Raw genomic sequence first — 25,786 nt, forward strand, 5'->3', positions numbered from 1 at the left:
CAAGACACTTCCACACCTTTTCCGAGGACTGTCCGGGAGGACCTCAGTGGGGAACCCGCCGATGGACGTGGCGCGACTCGCCGCGGTGGACGCGGCGCAGGCGGCGCGGTTACTGAGCGAACTGCGCGAGGCGAGACTCGCCGGACAGCGTGGGCGGATCGCGCCCCGGCCGGTGATCGAGAAGTCCTGGGGGCGGATGCTGCGCGGCGGCGTCGACCCCGAACACGACTTCCGTTCGGGGCTGCTGTCCGCCGACGAAGTCCGGCGCAGACGTGAGGAGTCACCGCTGCGGGACGTACTGCCGGTACTGCGCGAGGGGTTGCTTTCGGTCGCGGACGTCGCCCAGCACATCATGGTGGTCGCCGATGCCGACGGCCGGGTGCTGTGGCGCGAGGGTTCCTCGCCGGTGCTGCGCAAGGCGGACGGCGTCGGATTCACACCCGGCGCCGACTGGCGCGAAGACATCGTCGGCACCAACGGGGTCGGCACCCCGGCGGTGGTGCGGCGTCCCGTCCAGGTCTTCGCCGCCGAGCACTTCGTCCGCTCGCTCAGCTCATGGACGTGTTCCGGCGCCCCCATCACCGATCCCCGGGACGGCAGGCTGCTCGGTGTGGTGGACGTCAGCGGGCCCCTGGAGACCATGCATCCGGCCACCCTGGCCTGGGTGAACTCGGTGGCGAAACTCGCCGAGGCCCGGTTGCGGGAGCTGCATCTGGCCGCGCTGGAGCGGCTGCGCGCGGTCGCGGCCCCGGTGCTGGCCCGGCTGGGCGGGCGGGCGCTGGCGGTGGACGCCGACGGCTGGACGGCGGCGGTCACCGGCATGCCGTATCCGCAGCGGCTCGCACTGCCCAAGTCCCTTTCGCCGGGCCGCCGCTGGCTGCCGGCGCTCGGACTGTGCTCGGTGGAGCCGCTGGCGGGGGGCTGGCTGCTGCGGGCGGTGGACGAGCCGGCACCGGCGGGCGGCGGCCGGCTGGTGCTGGACCTGGCCCGGCCGCGCCGGCCCTCGGTGACGGTGAGCGGCGGCGCCTGCTCCTGGTCCAGGGAACTGAGTCCACGGCACGCCGAGTTGCTGTATCTGCTGGCGGTACGGCGCGGCGGCCGGAGCGCGGCCGGGCTGGCCGAGGACGTCTTCGGGGACGCCTCACGGACGGTGACCGTGCGCGCCGAGATGTCCAGGATCCGGCGCTATCTGGGGGCGCTGCTCGAACACCGGCCCTATCGCTTCAGGGAGGACGCGGAGATCGAGGTGCTGCTCCCCGCCGACCCGCACGACCTGCTGCCCTGCTCGAACGCCCCGGCGGTGGCGGCGGACAGAGGGCCGGGCCCCCGGTCCGCGTGAAGGCCGGTGCGAAGGCCAGTGCGAAGGCCGGTGCGAAGGCCCGTGCGAAGGCCCGTGCGAAGGCCGGTGTGAAGGCCGGTGTGAAGGCCCGTGCCCCAGGGCGCATTCGACGCGTCAGGGGCATCCGGTGACGTATCTTCCGCATATTTGCGGGGTCTTCGCGGTACGGCCGCCTCGACTGCCGTAGCATCCCGGTACGGGCATCCCCAGCTGCTCCTCGGTCAACGTACGGACCATGAGGCGCAGTTGGCCCGCCTCGGGAGGAAACATGAAGCATCGCGGCAGACACCGGCGGCGCAGGCGGGGCACGGCACTGCGCGCGGCCCTGGCCGGGGCCGCGCTGGCGCTCACCGCGACCGCCACGATCGTCAGCGCCTCGCAGGCCACGGTCGCCGAGGACCCGGGCGCACTCAAGCCGCTGACCTCCGGCGCCGACACCGGGCGCCTCCAGCTTCAGGAACACCTGGTGCCGCGCCGCTCGCTGGACCGGCTCGCCTCGGCGATGGGCGGCACGGTCGGGGTCGCCGACGTCCTGGCGGACGCCGACCACACCCTGCGCCGGGCGGCCGACTGCGACTCCGACGACCGGGACTCGCTGCCGGTCACCCCGGCGGCCACCGAGGCGTACTGCTGGGACCCCACCGACACCCTCACCGACGACTGGCGGCCGGCCTCGGTGACCACCTCCTCCGAAGCGGACGACGACGGCCTGTGGGGCGCCAACCGGGTCGTCCTGGCCGGCTGGACGCACAGCACCTCCAGCGGCCCCGCCGCCTCCCGGGGCCTGGCCAGGGTCGCGGTCGTGAACGAGAACGACCCGGCACACCCCTCGTACTCCTGGGTCCTGCTGACCGTGCCCAGCGCCGACGGCCGTACCTACCGGGGCCTGACCTCGGAGATCTCGGGCATGGCCTGGTACGAGGACAAGCTGCTGGTCACCACCACTCCGGGCAGCGCCGACGCGCTCTACGTCTACGACCTCAACCGCATCCAGCGCACCTCGGTGCTGACCGACGCGGTCGGCCGGGTGCCCGGCGGCTGGTCGGCCGACGGCTTCCGGTACGTGATGCCCGCCGTGGGCTCGTACCGGTTCACCGCGGGAGGCTGCTCCGAGGCCGGTGCGCCCTGTCCGAGCGCACTGTCCGTGGACCGCGGGACGGCCCCGGACAGCCTGGTCCTCGGCGAGTGGACACCCGCCGGCGGCGATCAGCGGGCCCGGCTGTGGCGGTACGCGTTCGACGAGAACCCGACCCACGACGGATCGCTCGCCACCGACGCCGCCGGCCGGGCGGACGCGGTCGAGGCGTACCGGACCGGGGCCTCCGAGATCCGGGGCGTCCTGTCGTACCGCCCGCCGGGCGCGACCGCCTCCGAGTGGTACGTCGGTCACCTGCCCGGCGCCATGGACGGGCACGGCAGCCTGTGGCGGCAGGACACCGGGGGCGCGCAGGCGGCCCGCTGCGGCTCGGACGCATCGCACCGCTGCTGGGGCGCTGGCACCGGCTCGCTCTCCTACGCTCCCGACACGGGCAAGGTGTGGTCGGTCACGGACCGCATGCTGTTCTCGGTGCCGCTGCGCTCGATCGACGCGTCGCTCGGATAGGCGACACGGACCACCGACACGTCGCTCGGACCACGGACTCGGCGCGTCGCCGCGTTCGACGGACATCGACACGGCCGGGGCCGGGATGATTGCCTGGCCCCCATGAGCAGCATCGTCGTGACCACCTGGTCCCTGGAGCAGACCTCCCCGGCCGACCTCCTCCCGGCCGCCGCGCCGGAGGGCGACACGGTCGAGGTCGTCCGCTCGCAGATCCCCTCCCCCGAGTTCAGCCGCTTCCTGTACGCCTCGGTCGGCGGCGACATCCGCTGGACCGACCGGCTGGGCTGGACGTACGCCCGGTGGCGGGAACACCTGGAGCGGCCGGGCGTGGAGACCTGGGTCGGCTACGACCGGGGCACCCCGGCGGGCTACGTCGAGCTGGAACCGCAGGACGACGGGGTCGTGGAGATCGTCTACTTCGGCCTGATACCGGCGTTCCGGGGCCGCCGGATCGGCGGTCACCTGCTGTCGTACGGCGCCACACGCGCCTGGGACCTGGCGGAGCGGTGGCCCGGTCTGCCGCCGACGAAGCGGGTGTGGCTGCACACCTGCAGCCTGGACGGCGAGCACGCGATGGCCAACTACCAGCGACGCGGCTTCAGGCTCTTCGACACGAAGGTCGAGGAGGAACCGGACGTCTCGGCACCCGGACCCTGGCCGGGGGCGCGTCCGGAGCCGCACCCGGCAACGTGACCCACACCATCCCGTCTCAGTATTCAGAATAGATCCGTCCGAACTACGGACGATGGTGGACTGGCCCGAGATCCGCGTGACACGCTTCCGTCATGTCTGGAACTGGAACCGCCTTGGTGAGTCGGCGGCACGTCGACCTCGGCCGCATGTCCAGCGCCATCTGTCCGGCGGGCTGAGAGCACAGCACCGCCGCGCTTTCCTGTCCAGACCTTCCCTTGCGCAGTGTCGCGCAGATTTGCCCCCGTGCGCCCGTACGCGCAGGTAAGAGCCTCCCTCCCGCCGCCCGACCTCCGCCCCTCAACGACGGCGCTCCGCGCCGGCCCCTTCCGTCGCTGTCCCGAAGGACGTATTCACCATGGCCGCCACCCCGCAGAACCCTGCCGCCTCCGCGCCCCGCCGCAAGGTGAGTCGTCACCGCGGTGAGGGTCAGTGGGCTATGGGTCACTTCACCCCCCTCAACGGCAACGAACAGTTCAAGAAGGACGACGACGGTCTCAATGTGCGGACACGCATTGAGACGATCTACTCCAAGCGCGGCTTCGACTCGATCGACCCCAACGACCTGCGCGGACGTATGCGTTGGTGGGGTCTGTACACGCAGCGCAAGCCCGGCATCGACGGTGGCAAGACGGCCATCCTGGAGCCGGAGGAGCTGGACGACAAGTACTTCATGCTGCGGGTGCGGATCGACGGCGGCCGCCTCACCACCCAGCAGCTGCGGGTGATCGGCGAGATCTCGCAGGAGTTCGCGCGGGGCAGCGCGGACGTCACCGACCGGCAGAACATCCAGCTGCACTGGATCCGCATCGAAGACGTTCCCGAGATCTGGAACCGTCTCGAGGCCGTCGGCCTGTCGACCACCGAGGCGTGCGGCGACACCCCGCGTGTGGTCATCGGCTCGCCGGTCGCCGGTATCGCCGAGGACGAGATCATCGACGGCACCTGGGCGATCGACGAGATCAACAAGCGGTACATCGGCAGCAAGGAGTTCTCCAACCTGCCGCGCAAGTTCAAGTCCGCGATCTCCGGCTCGCCGCTGCTCGACGTGGTGCACGAGATCAACGACATCGCCTTCGTCGGTGTCGAGCACCCCGAGCACGGCCCCGGCTTCGACCTGTGGGTCGGCGGCGGTCTGTCCACCAACCCGAAGATCGGCGTCCGGCTCGGCGCCTGGGTGCCGCTGGCGGAGGTCCCGGATGTCTGGGCCGGTGTCATCGGCATCTTCCGGGACTACGGCTACCGACGGCTGCGCACCCGCGCCCGGCTGAAGTTCCTGGTCGCCGACTGGGGCGCGGAGAAGTTCCGCCAGATCCTGGAGGACGACTACCTCGAGCGGAAGCTCGTCGACGGGCCCGCGCCGGCCGAGCCCCTGCAGCGTTGGCGTGACCACGTTGGCGTGCACCGGCAGCAGGACGGCAACTTCTACGTCGGGTTCGCCCCGCGCGTCGGCCGCGTGGACGGCACCACCCTGGCGAAGATCGCCGACCTCGCCGAGGCCCACGGCTCGGGCCGGGTGCGGACCACCGTCGAGCAGAAGATGATCGTCCTCGATGTCACCGAGGACCAGGTCGACTCGCTGGTCGAGGCCCTGGAGGCGCTGGACCTGACCGCCAGGCCGTCCTCGTTCCGGCGCGGCACCATGGCCTGCACCGGCATCGAGTACTGCAAGCTCGCCATCGTCGAGACGAAGGCGCGGGGCGCCGCGCTCATCGACGAGCTGGAGCGCCGGCTGCCCGACTTCGACGAGCCGCTGACCATCAACCTCAACGGCTGCCCGAACGCCTGCGCCCGCATCCAGGTCGCGGACATCGGTCTCAAGGGCCAGCTGGTCCTGGACGACCAGGGCGAGCAGGTCGAGGGCTTCCAGGTGCACCTGGGCGGCGCGCTGGGTCTGGAGGCCGGTTTCGGCCGCAAGGTCCGCGGTCTCAAGGTGACCTCGGAGGAACTGCCGGACTACGTCGAGCGGGTGCTCAGGCGTTTCCAGGCGGAGCGCGAGGACGGCGAGCGGTTCGCCGCCTGGGCGTCCCGCGCCAGCGAGGAGGCCCTCTCATGAGCGAGCGGGCCGCCCCCTTCTACTGCCCCTACTGCGGCGACGAGGATCTGCGTCCGAACGAGCAGGGTCACGGCGCCTGGGAATGCGCGGCCTGCAACCGCGCATTCCAGCTGAAGTTCCTCGGGCTGCTCGCCCGGGGGCTGAAGCACTCCGAAGCCGGAGGGGAACAGATATGACCACAGCTCAGGAAGACCGCACCGCCGACGACTTGAAGGCGCTGGCCGAGCAGGCCGGCCGTGATCTCGAAGACGCCACCGCCCTGGAGATCCTCCAGTGGGCGGTGGACACCTTCGGCAAGGGCTTCTGCGTGACCTCCTCCATGGAGGACGCGGTGGTGGCCCACCTGGCGTCACGCGCCCAGAAGGGCGTGGACGTCGTCTTCCTCGACACCGGCTACCACTTCCCGGAGACCATCGGCACCCGGGACGCGGTCGAGGCCGTGATGGACGTCAACGTCATCACCCTCACCCCGCGCCAGACGGTCGCCGAGCAGGACGCCGAGTACGGTCCCAGGCTGCACGACCGCGCCCCCGACCTGTGCTGCAAGCTCCGCAAGGTGCAACCGCTGGAGCAGGGCCTGACGAAGTACGCCGCCTGGGCGACCGGGCTGCGCCGCGACGAGTCCCCGACCCGGGCGAACACCCCGGTCGTCGGCTGGGACGAGAAGCGGCAGAAGGTCAAGATCTCGCCGATCGCCCGCTGGACCCAGGACGACGTGGACGCCTACGTCGCCGAACACGGCGTGCTGACCAACCCGTTGCTGATGGACGGCTACGCCTCCGTCGGCTGCGCCCCCTGCACCCGCCGGGTGCTGGAGGGCGAGGACGCGCGCGCCGGCCGCTGGGCGGGGCGGGCCAAGACCGAGTGCGGGCTGCACGGATGACGGCCACCACGCCTTCGACGAACCAGGAGAACAACGTGACGACCGGAGCCACCGTCTGGCTCACGGGTCTGCCGAGTGCCGGCAAGACCACCATCGCGTACGAGCTGGCCGGCCTGCTGCGGGCGGAGGGCCGCCTCGTGGAGGTGCTCGACGGCGACGAGATCCGCGAGTTCATCTCGGCGGGCCTCGGCTTCAGCCGCGAGGACCGGCACACCAACGTGCAGCGCATCGGCTTTCTCGCCGAACTCCTGGCACGTAATGGCGTGACGGCCCTTGTCCCGGTGATCGCCCCCTACGCGGACAGCCGGGACGCGGTGCGCAAGCGCCACGAGGAGAACGGCACCGCGTACGTCGAGGTGCATGTGGCGACCCCGGTCGAGGTGTGTTCCGTACGCGATGTGAAGGGTCTGTACGCCAAGCAGGCCGCCGGTGAGCTGACCGGGCTGACGGGGGTCGACGACCCGTACGAGGAGCCCGAGACGCCCGATCTGCGGATCGAGTCGCAGCACCAGACCGTGCGGGAGTCCGCGGCGTCCGTGCACGCCCTGCTCAGCGGGAAGGGACTGGCATGACGACGACCGTGGCGGCTCACGGGGAGGGCACGGGCACCCCGTACGCCCTGTCCCATCTGGACGCGCTGGAGTCCGAGGCGGTCCACATCTTCCGCGAGGTGGCGGGCGAGTTCGAACGGCCGGTGATCCTGTTCTCCGGCGGCAAGGACTCCATCGTCATGCTCCACCTCGCGCTGAAGGCGTTCGCCCCGGCGGCCGTCCCCTTCTCGCTGCTGCACGTGGACACCGGACACAACTTCCCCGAGGTCCTCGAGTACCGGGACCGTGTGGTCGCCGCACATGGGCTGCGCCTCCATGTGGCCTCCGTACAGGACTACATCGACCGGGGTGTACTCAAGGAACGCCCGGACGGCACCCGCAACCCCCTGCAGACACTTCCGCTCACCGAGAAGATCCAGAACGAGAAGTTCGACGCGGTCTTCGGCGGCGGCCGCCGCGACGAGGAGAAGGCCCGCGCCAAGGAACGGGTCTTCTCCCTGCGCGACGAGTTCTCCCAGTGGGACCCGCGCCGCCAGCGCCCCGAACTGTGGAACCTCTACAACGGCCGCCACGCGCCCGGCGAACACGTCCGCGTGTTTCCGCTGAGCAACTGGACCGAGCTGGACGTCTGGCAGTACATCGCCCGCGAGGGCATCGAACTGCCGCAGATCTACTTCGCGCACGAGCGGGAGGTCTTCCAGCGCGGCGGGATGTGGCTGACCGCCGGCGAGTGGGGCGGCCCGAAGGACGGCGAGACCGTCGAGAAGCGGCAGGTGCGCTACCGGACCGTCGGTGACATGTCCTGCACCGGCGCCGTCGACTCCGACGCCGCCACCCTGGACGCCGTGATCACGGAGATCGCCGCCTCCCGGCTCACCGAGCGCGGCGCCACCCGCGCCGACGACAAGCTCTCCGAGGCCGCGATGGAAGACCGCAAGCGCGAGGGGTACTTCTAGAGATGAGCACGACCACCACGGAACTCGGCCTGGCCGAGACCACCCTGCTGCGTTTCGCCACCGCCGGTTCGGTCGACGACGGCAAGTCCACCCTCGTCGGACGACTGCTGCACGACTCCAAGTCCGTCCTCACCGACCAGCTGGAGGCCGTCGAGCGCGCCTCCGCCAGCCGCGGCCAGGACACCCCCGACCTCGCCCTGCTCACCGACGGACTACGGGCCGAGCGCGAACAGGGCATCACCATCGACGTCGCCTACCGCTACTTCGCCACACCCAAGCGCCGGTTCATCCTCGCCGACACGCCCGGCCATGTGCAGTACACCCGCAACATGGTCACCGGAGCCTCCACCGCCGAGCTGACCGTGGTCCTGGTCGACGCCCGCAACGGAGTCGTCGAGCAGACCCGCCGACACGCCGCGATCGCCGCCCTGCTCCGGGTCCCGCACGTCGTCCTCGCCGTCAACAAGATGGACCTGGTCGGCTACCAGGAGTCGATCTTCGCGGGGATCGCCGAGGAGTTCACGGCGTACGCGACCGAGCTGGGCGTCCCCGAGGTCACCGCGATCCCGATCTCGGCGCTCGTCGGCGACAACGTCGTGGAGCCGTCCGCGAACATGGACTGGTACGGCGGCCCGACCGTCCTGGAGCACCTGGAGACCGTCCCGGTCAGCCACGACCTGGCGCACTGCCACGCCCGGCTGCCCGTGCAGTACGTGATCCGCCCGCAGACCGCCGAGCACCCGGACTACCGGGGCTACGCCGGCCAGATCGCCGCCGGCACCTTCCACGTCGGCGAGCCGGTCACGGTCCTGCCGTCCGGCCGCACGACGACGATCTCGGGCATCGACCTCCTGGGCACGCCGGTCGACTCGGCCTGGACCACCCAGTCGGTGACCCTGCTGCTCACCGACGACATCGACGTCTCACGCGGCGACCTGATCGTGCCGACCAAGGACGCCCCGGCCACCACCCAGGAGGTCGAGGCGACCGTCTGCCACGTGGCCGACCAGCCGCTGACCGTCGGGCACCGGGTGCTGCTCAAGCACGGCACCCGCACGGTCAAGGCGATCGTCAAGGACATCCCGTCCCGGCTCACGCTCGACGACCTGTCCCTGCACCCGCATCCGGGGCAGCTCGTCGCCAACGACATCGGCCGGGTGAAGATCCGTACCGCCGAGCCGCTGCCGGTCGACTCCTACGCCGACTCGCGCCGCACCGGCTCCTTCATCCTGATCGACCCCGCCGACGGCACCACGCTCACCGCGGGCATGGTCGGCGAGTCGTTCGCCTCCCCCGAGCCCGTCAAGGACGCGGCAGAGGACGACGGGTGGGACTTCTGACATGTCGATGACCGACGTCTTCTCGACGTTCGCGAAGGAGGGCGGCCGCGTCGGCAGCGGCGTCCTCGGGAGCGGGCAGGGCGGGGTGGCGCGATGTGCGTGCTGACGTACGCGCACTGCCTGCGCGCCCCGGCCCCCCACCCGACGTCCCGGATGCGACGAAGACCTGCCGACCTCCCGGCCACGACCTGAGAGACCGTGACCGCCGGGCCAACGAGAGGAAAGCCTCCCGTGCCTGCCAACCGCTCAACGCTCCTTCGCCGCGGCATAGCCGCGCTCGCCGCACTCCCCCTGCTCACGCTCGCCGCCTGCGGGTACGGGTCGGACTCCGACACGAGTGACACCACCAAGGTCGCCGCCGGCGCCAAGAAGATCGACGGCCTCGACACCGTCAAGATCGGCTACTTCGGCAACCTGACCCACGGAACCGCGCTGGTGGGCAACCAGAAGGGCTTCTTCCAGAAGGAGCTCGGCGCCACCAAGGCCAAGTACGCGATCTTCAACGCGGGCCCGTCCGAGATCGAGGCGCTCAACTCGGGCTCCATCGACATCGGCTGGATCGGCCCCTCGCCGGCGATCAACGGCTTCACCAAGTCCAACGGCACCGACCTGAAGATCATCGGCGGTTCGGCGTCGGGTGGCGTGAAGCTGGTCGTCGACCCGAAGAAGATCAAGTCCCTGAAGGACGTCAAGGGCAAGAAGATCGCGACGCCTCAGCTGGGCAACACGCAGGACGTGGCGTTCCTCAACTGGGTGGCCGACCAGGGCTGGAAGGTCGACGCGCAGAGCGGCAAGGGTGACGTCACGGTCGTCCGTACCGACAACAAGATCACCCCGGACGCCTTCAAGGCCGGTTCCATCGACGGTGCCTGGGTGCCGGAGCCGACCGCGTCCAAGCTGGTCGCGGAGGGCGGCAAGGTGCTGCTCGACGAGTCCACGCTGTGGCCCGACAAGAAGTTCGTGATCACGAACATCATCGTGTCGCAGAAGTTCCTCAAGGCGCACCCGAAGGTCGTCGAGGCGGTCCTCAAGGGCTCGGTCGAGACCAACAAGTGGATCAACGCCAACCCGGACGCGGCGAAGACCTCGGCCAACAAGCAGCTGGCGATCGACTCCGGCAAGGCGCTGCCGGACGACGTCCTGAACTCCGCCTGGTCCTCGATCCAGTTCACCGACGATCCGCTGGCCTCCACGCTCAACACCGAGGCCGAGCACGCCGTCAAGGCCGGTCTGCTCACCGACCCGCTGCTGAAGAACATCTACGACCTGACGATCCTCAACAAGGTCCTCAAGGCCGAGGGCGCGAGCACGGTCGACGCCGCCGGTCTCGGCAGCAGCTGACTCCGGTCCCGACGCGTTCCCAGGAGGTGACGACCATGGCCACGACCACGACACTCGCCAAGGCCGGCGAGTCGGTGGAGTACGCGGCACGCCTTGAGCACGTCTCGAAGTCCTTCGCGACTCCCGGTGGACAGCAGCTCGTCCTGGACGACATCACGCTCGATGTCGCGCCGGGCGAGTTCGTCACCCTCCTGGGGGCGTCGGGGTGCGGCAAGTCCACGCTGCTGAACCTGGTGGCGGGGCTGGACCGGCCCACCGCGGGCTCCATCGCGACGGACGGGCGGCCCGCCCTGATGTTCCAGGAGCACGCCCTCTTCCCGTGGCTGACCGCGGGCAAGAACATCGAACTCGCCCTGAAGCTCAGGGGGGTTCCCAAGAACGACCGCCGCGCCAAGGCCGAGCAGCTGCTCGAACTGGTCCGGCTGAAGGGCGCGTACGGCAAGCGCGTCCACGAGCTGTCGGGCGGTATGCGCCAGCGTGCGGCGCTGGCCCGGGCGCTCGCCCAGGAGAGCAACCTGCTGCTGATGGACGAGCCGTTCTCGGCCCTGGACGCCATCACCCGGGACGTGCTGCACGACGAGCTGACCCGTATCTGGGAGGAGACCGGGGTCTCCGTCCTGTTCGTCACGCACAACGTGCGCGAGGCGGTGCGGCTCGCCCAGCGGGTGATCCTGCTGTCGTCCCGCCCGGGCCGGATAGCGCGCGAGTGGGAGGTCGGCATACCGCAGCCGCGCCGCATCGAGGACGCGCCCGTGGCCGAACTGTCCCTTGAGATCACCGATGTACTGCGTGGGGAGATCCGCCGTCATGGCCAGCACTGAGACGACGCCGCTCAAGGAGGGCGGAAGTGTCGAGGCGGGCCTCGACGCTCTGGAGACGTCGACGACCGGCCGCCCGACCTTCCGGCAGACCTTCACCGCCAAGATCCTGCCGCCGATCATCGCGCTCGCCGTGGTCCTCGTGGTCTGGACGCTCCTCGTCCCGGTCGTCGACGACCCGTCCAAGCTGCCCTCGCCGGCCGCGGTGGGCGACACGTTCAAGGACGCCTGGCTCAAGGGCGACCTGCTCGGCTATATCTGGACCAGTGTCAGCCGCGGCCTGCTCGGCTTCCTCTTCGCGCTGGTCATCGGCACCCCGCTGGGTCTGCTGGTGGCCCGGGTGAAGTTCGTGCGCGCGGCCATCGGCCCGATCCTGTCCGGCCTCCAGTCGCTGCCGTCGGTGGCGTGGGTGCCGCCGGCCGTGATCTGGCTGGGTCTGAACAACTCGATGATGTACGCGGTGATCCTGCTCGGCGCGGTCCCCTCCATCGCCAACGGTCTCGTCTCCGGTGTCGACCAGGTGCCCCCGCTGTTCCTGCGCGCCGGACGCACGATGGGCGCGACCGGCGTGAAGGGGATCTGGCACGTGGTGCTGCCGGCGGCGCTGCCCGGCTATGTGGCGGGCCTGAAGCAGGGATGGGCGTTCTCCTGGCGCTCGCTGATGGCGGCGGAGATCATCGCGAGCTTCCCGGACCTCGGCGTGGGCCTCGGCCAGTTGCTGGAGAACGCGCGCACCGCCAGCGACATGGCCATGGTGTTCGAGGCCATCATCCTGATCCTGTTCGTCGGCATCGCGATCGACCTGCTGATCTTCAGCCCGCTGGAGCGGTGGGTGCTGCGCAGCCGCGGTCTGCTGGTGAAGAGCTGAGGTAGCCCATGAGCAAGCCGGTCCGCCCCGTCCTCGTGGTAATCGCCCACGGCAGCCGCGATCCGCGGCACGCGGCGACGGTGCACGCCCTGGTACGGCGGGTACGGTCGCTGCGACCCGGGCTGCGCGTGGAGATCGGCTTCCTGGACTTCAACATCCCGTCGGTGCACGGGGTGCTGGAGTCCCTGGCGGCGGAGGGCGTCCGCGATGTCGTGGCCCTCCCCCTGCTGCTCACCCGCGCGTTCCACGCGAAGGCGGACATCCCGGCCGTCCTGCGGGACGCGCCGGCTCGGCTGCGGATCCGGCAGGCGGAGGTGCTCGGCCCGTCCCCGCTGCTCCTGGCGGCCCTGGAACGGCGGCTGCACGAGGCGGGGCTGATGCCCGCCGACAAACCCTCGACCGGGGTTGTACTGGCCTCGGCGGGGTCCAGCGACCCGGAGGCGATCGCGGTGATCGCAGAAATCGCGCGGGAGTGGCGGCACACCGGTTGGTGCGCCGTGCGGCCCGCGTTCGCCTCCGCGTCCCTCCCCCGCACCGAGGACGCGGTACGGGAGCTGCGGGAGCTCGGCTGTGCCCGGGTGGCGGTCGCCCCCTACGTCCTCGCCCCCGGCTTCCTGCCCGACCGGATCGCGCGGGGCGCGGCGGAGGCGGACGTGCTGGCCGAGGTGCTCGGCCCGGCGCCCGAGGTGGCACGGGTGCTGCTGGAGCGGTACGACGCGGCCCGCACCCCCGCCCTGGCGGCCGTGGGCGCCTGAGCGGTCCGGCCTTCGGTCCGAGGGGCGCCCTCGGGGTTCGCGGTCCGGCGCTCCCCTGTGACGTCGGACCGCGAACGGCCGGCCCACGACGGGGCTCTCACGAGCGCCACCGCCACGGCCGGCTCTTACTTCAGCGTCGCGGCCCGCGAACGTGTCACACCAGGGGCTTTACCGGTTCAGTTTCCCAACGACTTGCCCCTATTGGGCAGTTGACCGGGCGATCGTGGTGCTCTCGGCACCGGCGATCCGGCGGCACGGCCGTTGCGCTCGATGCTCAGAAGGCCTCGCGGCCGGTGTATACGAACTCGGCGTCGGCGGGAGGTTTCCAGCGGGCGTTCGTGCCGGAGGAGGCGGTGCACCCGGGGGCGGTCCGGATGCGGCTCACCGGCACGGCCCCGCGGGCCCGTTGCGCGCACCACCCGCCGACGTACAACTGCCGTGTGCGGACGAGCCCTTGGGGCTCCCGTTTCGGACCCCGGCCGAGGACCCGCGGCTCGCCGTACCGCGCGAGACCGTGTCGCCGGCGCCCGTCCTCGGCCTGCGGACGGTCACGCCTGCGGGGCGGTGAGCTCCACCAGCTTGACGACCGTGTTCCAGTTGCGGGTGGTGGCGATCAGCCCCTTGTTGATCCGCGGCCGGGACAGCGCCTCCGCCAGCTTGGAGCGGCCGAGGCCGTCCGGGGCGTACAGGTACAGCGCGCGGTCGCCCAGCCGGAACTCCTCGGGGAGGTGGGCGGCGGGGTCCAGGTCCGCGAACCGCTCCGGCGCGACCGGCGCGGAGAAGTAGGTGACGTGCAGCTGCCTGGCCTCCAGCTCGGAGGCCGGGAACGGGCAGGCCTCGGCGGTCGCCTTGAGGTAGGCGTGGTCGCGGACGAGCACGTCGACGGAGAAGCCGAACCGCTCCTCGATCCCCTTGGCCAGCTCCGCGGCCAGCGACTCGGGGTCCCCGCCGGCGGCGGCGAAGACGGCCTGCCCGCTCTGCAGGTAGGTCTGCACGGACTCGTACCCCAGGCCGGTCATGAGCGCCCGCAGCTCGACCATCGGGAGCTTCTTCCTGCCGCCCACGTTGATCCCGCGCAGCAGTGCCGCATACATCGTCATTCGAACACCTTAGAACGGCCGTCGTGCCCCGTGGGGGTGGGCACGACGGCCGTGCCGGGCATGCCGGGCTGCCCGAAACTCTGGCCGATCGGACCGCTCCGGATCAACTCCTACACGCACCTGTGACTTGTTCAACAAGGTTCTGTAATCACAAAGCGGATCCCCGTCGTCGGAAGGGACAGCCCTGATCATCACCCCCGAGATGGGTCGATAGATGTAAGGGCCCGACATCCTCCCAGGCGACGAGAGCCGGCCGCCGCACTTCACCGGACAGCACGAGGAGTCGGTCTTGTCCGGCCCATACCTTCGAATCGAACGAAGGAAGTCGTGAAGAAGTCGTGGCGGCCGGGGCGGCCGTCACCGCACACGAGGGGGCAATCCCGTCATGGGGAACGGAGACACGCGGGTGCGGGGCCTGGCCGCCCGGGCCGGCGGCTGGAGCGCCCGGCACCGCTGGGCCGCCGTCGGCATATGGGTACTGTTCGTCGTCCTGGCGATGGGACTCGGTTCGGCGGCCGGCCGGGTCGATGTCGACGAGAGCGACCAGCTCAAGGGCGAGACCCACACCGCAGCGAAGATCATCGACGACGCGGGGATCAAGGAGCCGGCCGCCGAGACGGTCCTGATCCAGTCCAGGGATCCGTCGGTCAAGGCCACGGACGCCGGGTTCAGGTCCGCCGTCGCAGAGGTCGTCAAGGCGGTCGACGGCACCGGCAAGGTCGCGGACACCACCTCGCCGTACGCCACCGGAACCATCTCGAAGGACGGCCGCAGCGCGCTGGTCCAGTTCGACATGCGCGGTGACGCGGAGACCGCCGCGGACCGGGTCGAGCCGGTGCTGGACGCCGTGGCCGGGGTGCAGAAGGCGCACGGCACGCTGCGGATCGCGGAGATCGGCGGCGCCAGCATGGACAAGCAGTACGGCGACGCCTTCGGCAAGGACTTCAAGCGGGCCGAGTACTCCGCCGTGCCGGTGGCCTTCGGCATCCTGCTGATCGCCTTCGGCGCGCTGGTGGCCGCGCTGCTGCCGGTCGGCCTGGCGATCACCGCGATCATGGCGACGATGGGCCTGATGGGCCTGGTCAGCCATCTGCAGCCGATGAGCGACACCGCCAACTCCGTGATGCTGCTGGTCGGCATGGCCGTCGGCGTCGACTACTGCCTGTTCTACCTGCGCCGGGAGCGCGAGGAGCGGGAGGCCGGCCGGGACGCGGGCGCGGCGCTGCGGATCGCCGCCGCCACCAGCGGCCGGGCCATCATCGTCTCCGGTGTCACGGTCTGCGTGGCGATGGCGGGCATGCTGTTCACCGGCCTCGCCGAGTTCGAGGCGATGGGCCTGGCCTCCCTGATGGTCGTCGCGGTCGCCATGGTCGGCTCGGTCACCGTCCTGCCCGCGCTGCTCTCCCTGCTGGGCGAGCGGGTCGAGAAGGGCCGGATCCCGTTCCTGCGCCGCCGCAGGCGCGCCCGCGGCCCCTCCGAGAGCCGGTTCTGGAGCGCCGTCCTGCGGGGCGTGCTCGCCAGGCCGCTGGTCTCCGTGCTCGTCGCGGTCGGCGCGCTGCTCGCGGTCGCCGCACCCGCCCTCGGGATGAAGACCTCGCAGCTCACCCTGGACCAGGAGTTCGGCGGCTCGCTGCCGATCGTGCAGACCTACGACCGGGTCAACCAGGCCTTCCCCGGCGGCTCCCAGCCGGCCGAGGTGGTCGTCAGGGCGAAGGACATCAACGCCCCCGAGGTCAAGCGGGCGCTGACCGACTTCCGGGAGCAGGCGATCAGTTCGGGTGCCTCGCGCGGCCCGGTCGACATCAGGCTGCACGACGCCCAGAACGTCGCCCTGATCTCCGTGCCGCTGGTCGGCGGCTCCGACATGGACAAGGCCGGCAAGAGCCTGCAGAAGCTGCGCGACCAGGTACGGCCCGCCACGCTCGGCAGGGTCGACGGGCTGCAGGCGCCGGTGACCGGGAACGTCGCGGGCAACGAGGACTTCAACGCCCAGTTGATGGGCTCGGTCGTCCCGGTCTTCGCCTTCGTGGTCGTCTTCGCCTTCCTCCTCATGCTGCTGTCGTTCCGCTCGCTGACGGTCGCGATCACCTCGATCCTGCTCAACCTGCTCTCGGTCGGTGCCGCCTACGGCATCCTGGTCGCCGTCTTCCAGCACGGCTGGGGTGCCTCCCTGGTGGGTGCGGAGGGCGTCGGCGCGATCGTCAGCTGGCTGCCGCTGTTCCTCTTCGTGATCCTGTTCGGCCTGTCGATGGACTACCACGTCTTCGTGGTCTCGCGGATCCGTGAGGCCCGGCTGCGCGGCCGGTCCACCAGGGACGCGATCCAGCACGGGGTGGTCACCACGGCCGGGGTCGTCACCAGCGCCGCCGTCATCATGGTCGCCGTGTTCGCGATCTTCGGCACGCTCTCCATGCAGTCCATGAAGCAGATGGGCGTGGGCCTGGCGGTAGCGGTCCTCATCGACGCGACGGTCATCCGGGGCGTGCTGCTCCCGGCGGTGATGGCCCTGCTCGGCGAGCGCAACTGGTACCTGCCCCGCTGGCTGCACTGGCTGCCGGACCTGACCCACGACGAGTCGCCGGAGCCGGTGGCGCCGCCGGTCACCCGGGGCGAGCAGGACCGGCTGCCGGTCTGACGCCCGGGTAACACCCTCTGCCACAGGGTCCGTTGGCCTCCGGGGGAGCCAACGGGCCCTGTTCGCTGCCTACGGGTGCTCAGCGCTGGTAGCGGGCCAGGACCAGGTTGCCGTCCTTCTCCAGGCGGTGGCGGAGTTCGTCGAGGCCGATGGCGCCGCTGTAGTACGACTGGAGGGCGGGGGTGGCCACCTTGTCCTTCCACTCCGGGTAGCCGCGGACCGTCTGGGCGGGGGCCGGGCTGAGCCGGCCGGCCAGGGCGGTGCCGGTGGCCCAGCCGTACCTGGCGGTGTGCAGGGCCGGGTCCCGCAGGGCCTGGGTGCCGGTGGGCAGCATCCAGTCCCCGAGGGCGAGCCGGACCATGTTCTTCGGCCGGAGCAGGAAGTCGATGAACTCGGCGGCCGCCTTCTTGTGGTGGCTGTCCTCCGCTATGGACAGCGTCTGCGGGCTGACGCCCTGGGCGAGTCCGTCGGCGCCGGCCGGGGCGGGCAGCACCTCCCAGTCGAAGCCCTTCGGCGCCTGCTGGACGATCTGCTGGCGGTAGGAGAAGCCGAGCGGGACCATCGCGTACCTGCCGCCGAAGAAGCCCGGCAAGGTGTCCGAGCCACCGCTGCCCAGCGTGGAGCCGGGTGCGCTGCGGTCGATGCCGACCTGGTCGTGGATGGTGCGCGGCACCACCTGGTCGGCGGCCTGGAAGCGCACGGTCACCTTCCCGTCGGCGCCCCGGTGGAAGAGCTGTCCGCCCGCCGACAGGGAGAGGTTGAGGGTGGCGGAGACGGGTTCCTTGAGCGGCCAGGCGACGCCGTACTTGCCGTCACCGCTGAGCTCCTTGGTGACCTGCCTGAACTCCTCCCAGCTCCAGGGCTGTTCGGGCGTCGGTATCCGCACCCCCGCCTTCGCGAGCCAGGTGCTGTTGGCGATCAGCACCCTCGGCTCCTGCAGGAACGGCACGCCGTAGATGCCGTCACCGAAGGTCGCCGCCTCCCAACTCCGCTGCGGTATACCGGCCTTGAGCCGCGTGGGCAGCAAGTCGGTCAGGTCGGCGAGGTAGCCGCCGTAGGCGAAGTCGGCGAGGTCGTCGGAGGCGTCGTGGATGATGTCCGGGGCCTCACCGCCCTCGAAGGAGGTGAGCAGCTGGTCGTGGACGCTGTCCCAACTGCCCTGCACGTACTCGACCCTGACGTCCGGGTGGGTGGCGTTCCACTCCTTCACCAGCTCCTTGTTGGCCGCGACCGACTCCTCCTGCCAGGCCAGGGACTGGAATCGGAGGGTGATCGGGCCGCCCTTCCGAGCGGTGCCCGAGCATCCCCCGAGCAGCATGAGGACGGCGACGACGACGGCCGCGGTGGCCCTGGTTCGCATCAGCTCTTCACCGCCCCGGTGAGCATCCCGCCGGTGATCCGCCGCTGGACGAGTGCGAAGACGAGCAGCGAGGGCAGCGTGGCCAGGAAGGCGGCCGCGGCGAGGGGGCCGAGGTCGGCCACGCCCTCCGCGCCGATGAAGTGGGTGAGGACGACCGGCAGGGTCTGTTTCTCCGGTGTCTTCAACAGCACCAGCGCGAAGAAGAACTCGTTCCACGCGGTGACGAAGGCGAACAGCCCGGTCGCCACGATCCCGGGGGCCAGCAGCGGTGCCGTCACCGACACCAGCGTCCGCAGCCGTCCGGCCCCGTCCACGGCCGCCGCCTCCTCCAGTTCGACGGGGACCGCCCGGACATAGCCGACGAGCATCCACAGCGCGAACGGCAGTGCCCACACCACGTACACCATCACCAGCCCGAACAGGGAGTCGATCAGCCGCAGGTGCTTCAGGACCAGGAACAGCGGGATGATCACCAGCACGAACGGGAAGGCCTGACTGACCACCACCCACCCGGTGGCCGCCCGGGACAGCGCCCCGCGCCGCCGGGCCATGGCGTACGCCATCGGGGTCGCGAGCACTACGGCGATCAGCGCGGCACCGACCGCGGCGAGCAGGGAGTTGAGGCCGGCGCGCAGCAGGGGCTGCTCGTCGAAGGCCTGCCGGAAGTTGGCGAGGGTCGGGTGCCGGGGGATCCAGGTGGGGTGCAGACTGCCCAGCTCGGTGGGCGACTTGAAGGCGGTGGAGAGCAGCCACAGCAGCGGGAAGGCCAGGAAGACGAGGTAGCCGAGCAGGGCGGCGTACTGGGCGACGCGGGCGCCGGTGCGGGTCCTCACGCGTCCTCGCCTCCCCGCAGCCGGCCCGCCAGGAAGACGGCAAGGAGCACCGCGATCACCGCGACCATCACACAGCCCATCGCGGCCGCGTACCCGAACTGGCCGTAGCGGAAGGCTTCTTCGTAGGCGAAGAGCATCGGCAGCCGGGTCTTGCCGCCGGGGCCGCCGTTGGTCAGGACGTAGACCAGGGCGAAGGAGTTGAAGTTCCAGATCAGGTTGAGCGCGGTGATGGCCAGGGCGACGGGTCTGAGGGCGGGCCAGGTGACCGTGCGGAAGCGGCGCCAGGCGCCGGCGCCGTCCACGGCCGCGGCTTCGTGCAGTTCGCGGGGGGTGTTCTGCACTCCGGCGAGCAGGGCGACCGTGGTCTGCGGCAGGCCGGCCCAGACGCCGACGACGATCACGGCGGGCAGGGCGCTGCCGAGGCCGCTCAGCCAGTCCCGGCCGTCGCCGAGGCCGAGGTCGCGCAGGGTCTCGTTGAGGATCCCGGCGTCCGGGTTGTAGACCAGCCGCCACATGATGCCGACCACGACCTCGGGCATCGCCCAGGGCACGATGGCCAGCGCGCGGGCCAGCCAGCGCAGCCGTAGCTCCTGGTTGAGGAGGAGGGCGAGACCGAGGGCGAACAGGAACTGGGGCACGGTCACCCCGACGGCCCAGACCAGGCCGATCCGGAACGACTCCCAGAAGAGCGTGTCGTGCAGGAGGTCCTGGAAGTTGAGGCCGCCGATCCACCGGGTGGCGGCGGTCCGGCCCGACTGGGCGTCGGTGAAGGCCAGCAGGATCCCGTAGAGCAGCGGGCCGACGCTCAGGACGAGGATCGGGATCAGGGCCGGCAGAACCAGGAACCAGGCGCCGTGGCCGGTCAGGCGTGCGGCGGCCGGTCGCCGCACGCTGGCCACGTTCGTCGCCAATGCCACGTCATCCCCCTTTGCGCGGCCCGGTCGGACCCGGTCATGGTCGTGAAGGCAGGGTGTCCCGTCAAGGCACCGCGCACACGCCGCGACCTCCGCGGATGCGAGACTGGCCGGCGGATGGCTGGAAGACGGCGCCGTGTGCACCCGCACAGCCGCGGGCGCGGGCACCAGGAGCGGACACGGAGGCGGACGATGGACGAGGCAAGGGCGCGGGACGTACTGGCCGCGGCGGGTGTGCTGCCCGGTGCGGTGGCTGACGCCTCGCTCCTGGCCCTGGGCGAGAACGCGGTGTTCGCCGCCGGCGAGCTGGTGGTGAAGGTCGGCCGCGACGCCGAACTCCTCGACCGGGCCCGGCGTGAACTGGAGATCGCCGGGTGGCTGGCGGAGGCGGGCGTCCCGGCCGTACGGGCCGCCGAGCCGAAGGCGCGGCTCGTGGACGGCCACCCGGTGACCGTGTGGCACCGGCTGGCGGATCCGGTACGGCCGGCCGAACCGCGCGATCTGGCCGAACTCCTGCGGATCGTGCACGCACTGCCCGCTCCGCCCTTCGCGCTGCCGCCCCGCGAGCTGCTGGGCGGTGTGGAGCGCTGGCTGCGACTCGCCGGCGACGCGATCGACCCCGCGGACGCGGCCTATCTGCGGGAGCGCCGGGAGGGCTTCGCGGCGGCCGCGGCCGCGCTGACCCCGCAGCTGGCTCCGGGGCCGATCCATGGGGACGCGCTGCCCCGCAATGTGCACGTCGGTCCGGACGGTCCGGTACTGGTCGACCTGGAGACCTTCTCATCCGATCTGCGCGAGCACGACCTGGTGGTCATGGCACTCTCCCGGGACCGGTACGGGTTGCCGGCCGAGGCCTACGACTCGTTCGTCGGGGCCTACGGGTGGGATGTGCGGGAGTGGCAGGGGTGCGGCGTGCTGCGCGGCGCCCGGGAGACGGCGAGCTGCGCGTGGGTCGCCCAACACGCACCGAGCAACCCGAAGGCGCTGGCGGAGTTCGAGCGCCGGGTGGCGTCGCTACGGGACGGGGACGAGTCGGTGCGGTGGTACCCCTTCTGACCACGGAACCGCGCCCCGTAGGGGGGCGGGGCTGTATCGGATGTGCGGCTACCGCCGCGTGGGCGCGACCAGCCCCCGCCGGCCCGCGGTAGACGACCCGCACAACCAGCGGAACGCTCAGACCGCTTCGGCCAGCTCCCGCAGCGGCCACGCCCCGTCCACCACCGCGTCGGCCTCTCCCTTGCGGCGCAGAAAGCTCTGGAAGTCCGCAGCCCACTCCGCGTACCACTCCACCTGGCGCCGGTGCAGCTCCGCCGGCCCCAGCGCCGCGATCTTCGGGTGACGGTCGGCTATCGCCCGGGCCAGGCGCGCCGCGGCCAGGGCGTCGGCCGAGGCGTTGTGGGCGGCGGCGAGGGTGATGCCGTACTCGGCGCAGACCGCTTCGAGGTTGCGCTTGCCGCGGCGGTAGCGGTCGACCCAGCGGTCGATGGTGTACGGGTCGATGACCGGCGCGGGGTCGAGGCCGCCGAGGCGGTCGGAGAGGGACGGCAGGCCGTGCCGGCGCAGCTCCGCGGAGAGCAGGGTGAGGTCGAAGGTCGCGTTGTACGCGACGACCGGGACGCCTGTCTTCCAGTACCCGGTGAGGACGTCCGCGAGGGCGTCGGCGACCTGGTCGGCGGGGCGGCCCTCGGCCGCCGCCCGCTCGTTGCTGATGCCGTGCACGGCCACCGCGTCGGCCGGGATCTCCACGCCCGGATCCGCCAGCCATTCGCGGCGGCCCAGCTCCTGCCCGGCCCTGACCTCGATCACGGCGCCCGTGACGATACGCGCCTCGCGCGGATCCGTACCCGTCGTCTCCAGATCGAAGCCGATCAGGAGCTCTTGGTGCCAGCCCATGGGCGGTCCCCCTTCTTGGTGGTGCTTTCCCCCAGTGGTCTCCACCCTCGCATGCGCCACTGACAATCAGAGGACCGCGTTCCGCTTACCGTCGCGTCCACCTTCAGGACACAGGGCGCGAATCCGCCCAAGCCATTTCGAACTCCTCGCGGTAGGTCGGGAACAGTCCCGCTTCCAGGACGTCGTCCGACTTGACCACCTTGTCACCGTTGCGCAGGACCAGCACCGGCGACTCCATGCCGCGCGCCCCGCGCAGGTAGGACTGGACGATGGCGACACCGTCGGCACCGTCGCCGTCGACCAGGTAGGCGGAGAAGCGAGGGGTGTCGTCGTAGACCTGGATCTCGAACGCGCCGGGGTCGCGCAGCCGGGAGCGGACCCGGCGCATGTGGAGGATGTTCATCTCGACCGAACGGGAGAGTTCGCCCCGTTTCATCCCCAGTTCGCGCTCGCGGCGCTTGATCGCGCTGGAGGCGGGGTTGAGGAAGAGCAGCCGGACCCGGCAGCCGGTCTCGGCGAGCCGGACCAGGCGGCGGCCGGAGAAGTTCTGCACGAGCAGGTTGAGGCCGATGCCGATGGCGTCCAGCCGGCGGGCGCCGCCGAAGAGGTCCTCGGCCGGGAACTGGCGCATGAGCCGGACCCGGTCGGGGTGGACGGCGACGACGTCCGCGTAGCGGTCGCCCACCAGGTCCTCCACCGCGTCCACCGGCAGTCGGCGCGCGGAGGGCACGTCACCGCCCGCGCCGAGCATCTCCAGGAGCCGGGCGGAGGCCCGTTCGGCCTGGTTGAGGACGGCCTCGGAGAGCGCCCGGTTGCGGGAGACTACGTTACGGGTCACTTCCAGTTCGTCGAGGGCGAGTTCGACGTCCCGGCGTTCGTCGAAGTACGGCTCGAAGCACGGCCAGTGCTGCACCATCAGCTCGCGCAGCTGCGGCAGCGTCAGGAAGCTGATCACGTTGTCGTCGGCCGGGTCCAGCAAGTAGCCCTTGCGACGGCTGACTTCGCGGACCGCGACCGCCCGCTGGACCCACTCCTGCCCGGCCGGCCCGGCCGCGGCGACCACCCACTCGTCGCCGTGGACGGGTTCGTAGACGGGCCGCAGCACGGCGGCCACGACCGTACGCAGCCGCTGCTCGACCAGGTTCAGCCAGATGTAGGCACGGCCGGCCCGCTGGGCGCGCGTACGCACCTCCAGCCAGGCGTCGGCGTCCCAGTCCAGCTCCGGCCCGATGGAGCCCGAGGCGTCCATCGGCCGGGCCAGGGACACCGCGCCGGGCGGGACGTCTGTGGAGTTCCCCTCGTGACCCTCGTCACCAGGGGGCAGCTCCAGGCCTCCCGAGCCCACCCGTGCACCGCCTTCCGCTCCCCCGAACCTACCCCGTGCCAACGATCAAGGAAGGGTACTCCGGGAGCGGTCGGCGGTGCAGCAGGATGGACAGGTCGTTTCTCAACTACCGTTTCCGGGCTGTCCGTTCTGATCAGCGAGGGCGGCCGGAGTGAGCGGATTCATAGCGGTGACATCCCGCGGGGCGATGGAGAAGCCCTGCCAGTGGACCGGCATGGGCTGCTGGTCCTCGTCGCGCGCGATGTGGTGGAAACCGACGTTCACCCAGACCACGGGGTTGGTGAGGGTCTGCCCGTTCACCCACTGGTCGACGGTCTTGGGGTGGCCGTTGGCGCAGCCCGGGTTGTTGCTGGCGAACAGCTCGCACTTGTCGTACTGGGTGAAGTAGACGTCGTGCTTGGTGAAACCGTGACCCAGGTACTTGTTGCTGGCACCCGGCACGATCTCGTACGAACGGGCGTGCCCGTCCTTGTTCTTGCCGGCCGTGCTGACCACCCGCCACCACCGCATGTTCTTGTAGTCACCGGCGAGTTCCTTGGTGACGTTGGTGCGGGTGGTCTTGTTGCTGGGCGCCTCCTGGCCGTGCGCGGGCGCGCTGACCACCGAGTCGTACTGCTCGATGCGGCTCTTGGAGGAGCCGTCGAGGTCGAAGTCCAGCTTCCAGAAGACGTTGTGGCTGTGGCTGGTGGCGTACGCGTGGGCACCCTTGCCGATCGGCCAGCCGCGGCCGTCCCCGGCGTCGTAGTCGCCCGGCGAGAGGCTGCCGGTGGCACCGATGTTCATGTTGATCGTGCCGTCGTCCTGGAACCGCCACTCGGTCATGTACTCGTACCAGCCGACCTTGTTGACGGTGTAGACCAGCAGGTCCTTGCCCTGCTGCTGGTACACCCGGTTGCCGGTGTCGGCCTGCATCCGGTACGCGTGGCCGCGCGAACGGGTGGTGGTGCACAGGCCGTTGACGTTCGGGTGGGCCGGGTCCCAGGCGTCGGGGACCTTGACGGTCTTGATGGTGCCGCCGGGGCATTCGGCCGCGTCGAGCGGCACCAGGCCCTGGGCGAAGCCGAAGCCGGTCAGGTCGTCGTACTCGACGCTGCCGTCGTCGTAGGGGACGTCGATCTGGCCGAGGCGGGCGCTGGAGAGGACCTTGATGGGGGCCGACTCGCCCTTGGGCTGGTAGGAGATGTGCTCCAGGACCAGTCCGGCCTTGCTGTCGTAGCGCCAGCACATCCGCCAGGTGGTGCCGGTGGAGAGCTTCTGCTCGATCCGGTAGGCGGCGGAGCAGTCCCATGCGGGTGCGGCGGCCTGCTTGGGCTGGGCGGCGGCGGGTCCGGCCGCGGTGGTCGCGCCGGCGGCCAGCGCGGCCACGGACAGGCCCACGGCGGCCGTCCGGCGGGCGCGGCGGATTCTGTTCGGGTGCATGACGAAGTGACTCCTCGTACGGGAGATGCAGTCGAAAAAGGAGAAGGCGTTCGGGAAAGGCGAACGGGACCGGCGGCTCAGCGGCCGAGCTTGACGACCTTGCGCGCGCTCAGGTCGACGATCAGGGAACGGGCGTCGATCCAGGGCCCGTTCTTGACCTTCGGGAAGAGCCGTACGCAGCGGTGTTCGCCGCACTTGTCGAGCGCGGCCGGCTGGGCGCCCTCAGTGGCGCGGTAGACCGCGCTGTTGAGCAGCAGCTGCTGCTGCGGGGAGGTGAGGTCCTCGCCCGTGGCGTCCTTGAAGTCCGCCTTCAGGCCGGCGCCGAGCGGGTCGGCGACGAGCAGCTGGAGCGCCTCGACGTTCTCGTCGTGGCTGAGCGGCGGCTGGACGCCCTGCCGGGTGGTGGTCTGCTCGACCTTGCCGGTGTCCAGGTTGACGGTCCGGGTGACGAGGCTGTCGTCCCGGTAGTCGTAGAACGTCACGTCGGCGCGCCGTGGCGCGTTCGTGGCGTCCAGTTCGTTCGCGTTCGGCTCGGCCAGGTCGACGCTGATCCGCTGCGGGCCGCGCCGGCCCTCGACGTTCTCCCCGGCGTTGAACATCTGCTTGGTCAGAGCGAGTTGTTCGACGCGCTTGGTCTCGTCGTCGGTCAGCGGGTCGCTGCCGGTGCCCTTCTTCCCCTCGGCCGGCGCCTGTTCCACCACGCCCGGCTTGACGGCGTCCGTGCCCTGTCCCGCCTGCTGCGCGGCGACCGGGCCGGTCCCGTCGCTCCCTCCCGAGTCGTCAGCCCCGGCCGTGCCCGGCAGGGTGATCCCGACCATCACGGCGGTCCCCGCAACCGCCAAGCCCGCACCGGCCACCACTTTGCCCAGATGGCGGTGCACTATCTTGCGCACATCTTCCCCCTACTCCCCCTTGGTCACAGGGAGTACGTGTTTGCCCCACTGGTTCGGCACACTTCGCCACATGGGCCGCTGTGTGCACTGGTCGCGGGGTAAGAGGGGTGTAAGTCACCTGGGGTTCCATTACTTTCGGGCAGACTCATGACCAAGGCGCCCCCGCGCGCGATGCACACCTGGAAGAGTCGACT

At 70.9% G+C, this 25,786-nt stretch carries 24 protein-coding genes; 16 read left to right on the forward strand and 8 right to left on the reverse strand.

The features are described 5' to 3' along the window. Positions 1–61 precede the first annotated feature (61 nt). From ACZ4N4_RS10675 to ACZ4N4_RS10740, 14 genes are all read left to right on the forward strand, one after another. Positions 62–1,339 carry a GAF domain-containing protein gene (locus tag ACZ4N4_RS10675; RefSeq protein WP_453566405.1) on the forward strand — a complete coding sequence of 426 codons (1,278 nt, stop codon included), beginning with the start codon at positions 62–64 and terminating at the stop codon, positions 1,337–1,339. Between the two features lie 268 nt (positions 1,340–1,607). Continuing rightward, complete coding sequence (locus ACZ4N4_RS10680) at positions 1,608–2,942, forward strand: hypothetical protein (protein ID WP_467586727.1); 1,335 nt, start codon at positions 1,608–1,610, stop codon at positions 2,940–2,942. A gap of 102 nt (positions 2,943–3,044) precedes the next feature. Then, entirely contained in the window at positions 3,045–3,635 is a 591-nt protein-coding gene (locus ACZ4N4_RS10685) for a GNAT family N-acetyltransferase (RefSeq protein WP_467586730.1), read from the forward strand. Between the two features lie 92 nt (positions 3,636–3,727). Continuing rightward, positions 3,728–3,811: a putative leader peptide gene (locus ACZ4N4_RS10690; protein ID WP_360476077.1), complete on the forward strand. Its 84-nt coding sequence runs from the start codon at positions 3,728–3,730 to the stop codon at positions 3,809–3,811. A gap of 179 nt (positions 3,812–3,990) precedes the next feature. After that, the gene (locus ACZ4N4_RS10695) at positions 3,991–5,688 is read left to right on the forward strand and encodes a nitrite/sulfite reductase (RefSeq protein ID WP_467586732.1); all 1,698 of its coding nucleotides are present in this window, start codon (positions 3,991–3,993) and stop codon (positions 5,686–5,688) included. After that, positions 5,685–5,864: a hypothetical protein gene (locus ACZ4N4_RS10700; protein ID WP_217546992.1), complete on the forward strand. Its 180-nt coding sequence runs from the start codon at positions 5,685–5,687 to the stop codon at positions 5,862–5,864. Before ACZ4N4_RS10695 ends, ACZ4N4_RS10700 begins: the two co-directional genes overlap by 4 nt. Beyond that, a complete protein-coding gene (locus ACZ4N4_RS10705) occupies positions 5,861–6,571 on the forward strand; it encodes a phosphoadenylyl-sulfate reductase (RefSeq protein ID WP_467586735.1) in 711 nt (236 codons plus the stop codon). The genes ACZ4N4_RS10700 and ACZ4N4_RS10705 overlap by 4 nt, the downstream gene beginning before the upstream one ends. Beyond that, on the forward strand, positions 6,568–7,143 hold the full coding sequence (gene cysC, locus ACZ4N4_RS10710) for an adenylyl-sulfate kinase (protein WP_450765083.1): 576 nt from the start codon (positions 6,568–6,570) through the stop codon (positions 7,141–7,143). The genes ACZ4N4_RS10705 and cysC overlap by 4 nt, the downstream gene beginning before the upstream one ends. Then, positions 7,140–8,078 (forward strand): sulfate adenylyltransferase subunit CysD, encoded by a 939-nt coding sequence (cysD, locus tag ACZ4N4_RS10715; protein WP_467586737.1) that lies wholly within the window; start codon positions 7,140–7,142, stop codon positions 8,076–8,078. Before cysC ends, cysD begins: the two co-directional genes overlap by 4 nt. Before the next feature lie 2 nt (positions 8,079–8,080). Further along, entirely contained in the window at positions 8,081–9,418 is a 1,338-nt protein-coding gene (locus ACZ4N4_RS10720; protein WP_467586740.1) for a sulfate adenylyltransferase subunit 1, read from the forward strand. Positions 9,419–9,649: 231 nt separating this feature from the next. Beyond that, positions 9,650–10,759, forward strand: a complete 1,110-nt coding sequence (locus tag ACZ4N4_RS10725; RefSeq protein WP_467586743.1) for an aliphatic sulfonate ABC transporter substrate-binding protein — start codon at positions 9,650–9,652, stop codon at positions 10,757–10,759. Positions 10,760–10,794: 35 nt separating this feature from the next. Then, the gene (locus ACZ4N4_RS10730) at positions 10,795–11,580 is read left to right on the forward strand and encodes an ABC transporter ATP-binding protein (RefSeq protein ID WP_450765075.1); all 786 of its coding nucleotides are present in this window, start codon (positions 10,795–10,797) and stop codon (positions 11,578–11,580) included. Beyond that, entirely contained in the window at positions 11,567–12,445 is an 879-nt protein-coding gene (locus ACZ4N4_RS10735) for an ABC transporter permease (RefSeq protein ID WP_450765073.1), read from the forward strand. Before ACZ4N4_RS10730 ends, ACZ4N4_RS10735 begins: the two co-directional genes overlap by 14 nt. An 8-nt stretch (positions 12,446–12,453) precedes the next feature. Beyond that, complete coding sequence (locus tag ACZ4N4_RS10740) at positions 12,454–13,200, forward strand: sirohydrochlorin chelatase (RefSeq protein WP_467586746.1); 747 nt, start codon at positions 12,454–12,456, stop codon at positions 13,198–13,200. A gap of 548 nt (positions 13,201–13,748) precedes the next feature. Here ACZ4N4_RS10740 and ACZ4N4_RS10745 read toward each other — a convergent pair. Continuing rightward, positions 13,749–14,300 (reverse strand): DUF1697 domain-containing protein, encoded by a 552-nt coding sequence (locus tag ACZ4N4_RS10745; RefSeq protein WP_467586749.1) that lies wholly within the window; start codon positions 14,298–14,300, stop codon positions 13,749–13,751. 385 nt (positions 14,301–14,685) lie between these two features. Here ACZ4N4_RS10745 and ACZ4N4_RS10750 point away from each other — a divergent pair, with 385 nt between their 5' ends. Further along, entirely contained in the window at positions 14,686–16,935 is a 2,250-nt protein-coding gene (locus ACZ4N4_RS10750; RefSeq protein ID WP_467586752.1) for an MMPL family transporter, read from the forward strand. A gap of 79 nt (positions 16,936–17,014) precedes the next feature. Here the strand turns inward: ACZ4N4_RS10750 and ACZ4N4_RS10755 are convergent, their stop codons facing one another. The 3 genes from ACZ4N4_RS10755 to ACZ4N4_RS10765 are packed head-to-tail and all read right to left on the reverse strand — an operon-like array spanning position 17,015 to position 20,039. Beyond that, positions 17,015–18,295, reverse strand: a complete 1,281-nt coding sequence (locus ACZ4N4_RS10755; RefSeq protein WP_467586755.1) for an ABC transporter substrate-binding protein — start codon at positions 18,293–18,295, stop codon at positions 17,015–17,017. Continuing rightward, the gene (locus ACZ4N4_RS10760) at positions 18,295–19,128 is read right to left on the reverse strand and encodes a carbohydrate ABC transporter permease (RefSeq protein ID WP_467586757.1); all 834 of its coding nucleotides are present in this window, start codon (positions 19,126–19,128) and stop codon (positions 18,295–18,297) included. The genes ACZ4N4_RS10755 and ACZ4N4_RS10760 overlap by 1 nt, the downstream gene beginning before the upstream one ends. Further along, a complete protein-coding gene (locus tag ACZ4N4_RS10765) occupies positions 19,125–20,039 on the reverse strand; it encodes a carbohydrate ABC transporter permease (protein WP_467587687.1) in 915 nt (304 codons plus the stop codon). The genes ACZ4N4_RS10760 and ACZ4N4_RS10765 overlap by 4 nt, the downstream gene beginning before the upstream one ends. A 195-nt stretch (positions 20,040–20,234) precedes the next feature. Between ACZ4N4_RS10765 and ACZ4N4_RS10770 the strand changes: the two genes are divergently transcribed. After that, positions 20,235–21,098, forward strand: a complete 864-nt coding sequence (locus ACZ4N4_RS10770) for a phosphotransferase enzyme family protein (protein ID WP_467586760.1) — start codon at positions 20,235–20,237, stop codon at positions 21,096–21,098. A 117-nt stretch (positions 21,099–21,215) separates the two neighbouring features. Here ACZ4N4_RS10770 and ACZ4N4_RS10775 read toward each other — a convergent pair whose 3' ends face one another. The 4 genes from ACZ4N4_RS10775 to ACZ4N4_RS10790 all read right to left on the reverse strand — a co-directional run bounded on the left by ACZ4N4_RS10775 (position 21,216) and on the right by ACZ4N4_RS10790 (position 25,592). Beyond that, positions 21,216–21,935, reverse strand: a complete 720-nt coding sequence (locus ACZ4N4_RS10775) for an exonuclease domain-containing protein (protein WP_467586762.1) — start codon at positions 21,933–21,935, stop codon at positions 21,216–21,218. A 103-nt stretch (positions 21,936–22,038) separates the two neighbouring features. Continuing rightward, positions 22,039–23,280, reverse strand: coding sequence for an SAV2148 family HEPN domain-containing protein (locus ACZ4N4_RS10780; protein ID WP_467586765.1), 1,242 nt, complete (start codon positions 23,278–23,280; stop codon positions 22,039–22,041). Between the two features lie 102 nt (positions 23,281–23,382). Beyond that, entirely contained in the window at positions 23,383–24,699 is a 1,317-nt protein-coding gene (locus tag ACZ4N4_RS10785; RefSeq protein WP_453566359.1) for a copper amine oxidase, read from the reverse strand. 77 nt (positions 24,700–24,776) lie between these two features. Beyond that, positions 24,777–25,592, reverse strand: a complete 816-nt coding sequence (locus ACZ4N4_RS10790) for a Tat pathway signal sequence domain protein (protein WP_467586768.1) — start codon at positions 25,590–25,592, stop codon at positions 24,777–24,779. Positions 25,593–25,786 lie beyond the last annotated feature (194 nt).

The organism is Streptomyces sp. NPDC026538, assembly GCF_055567535.1.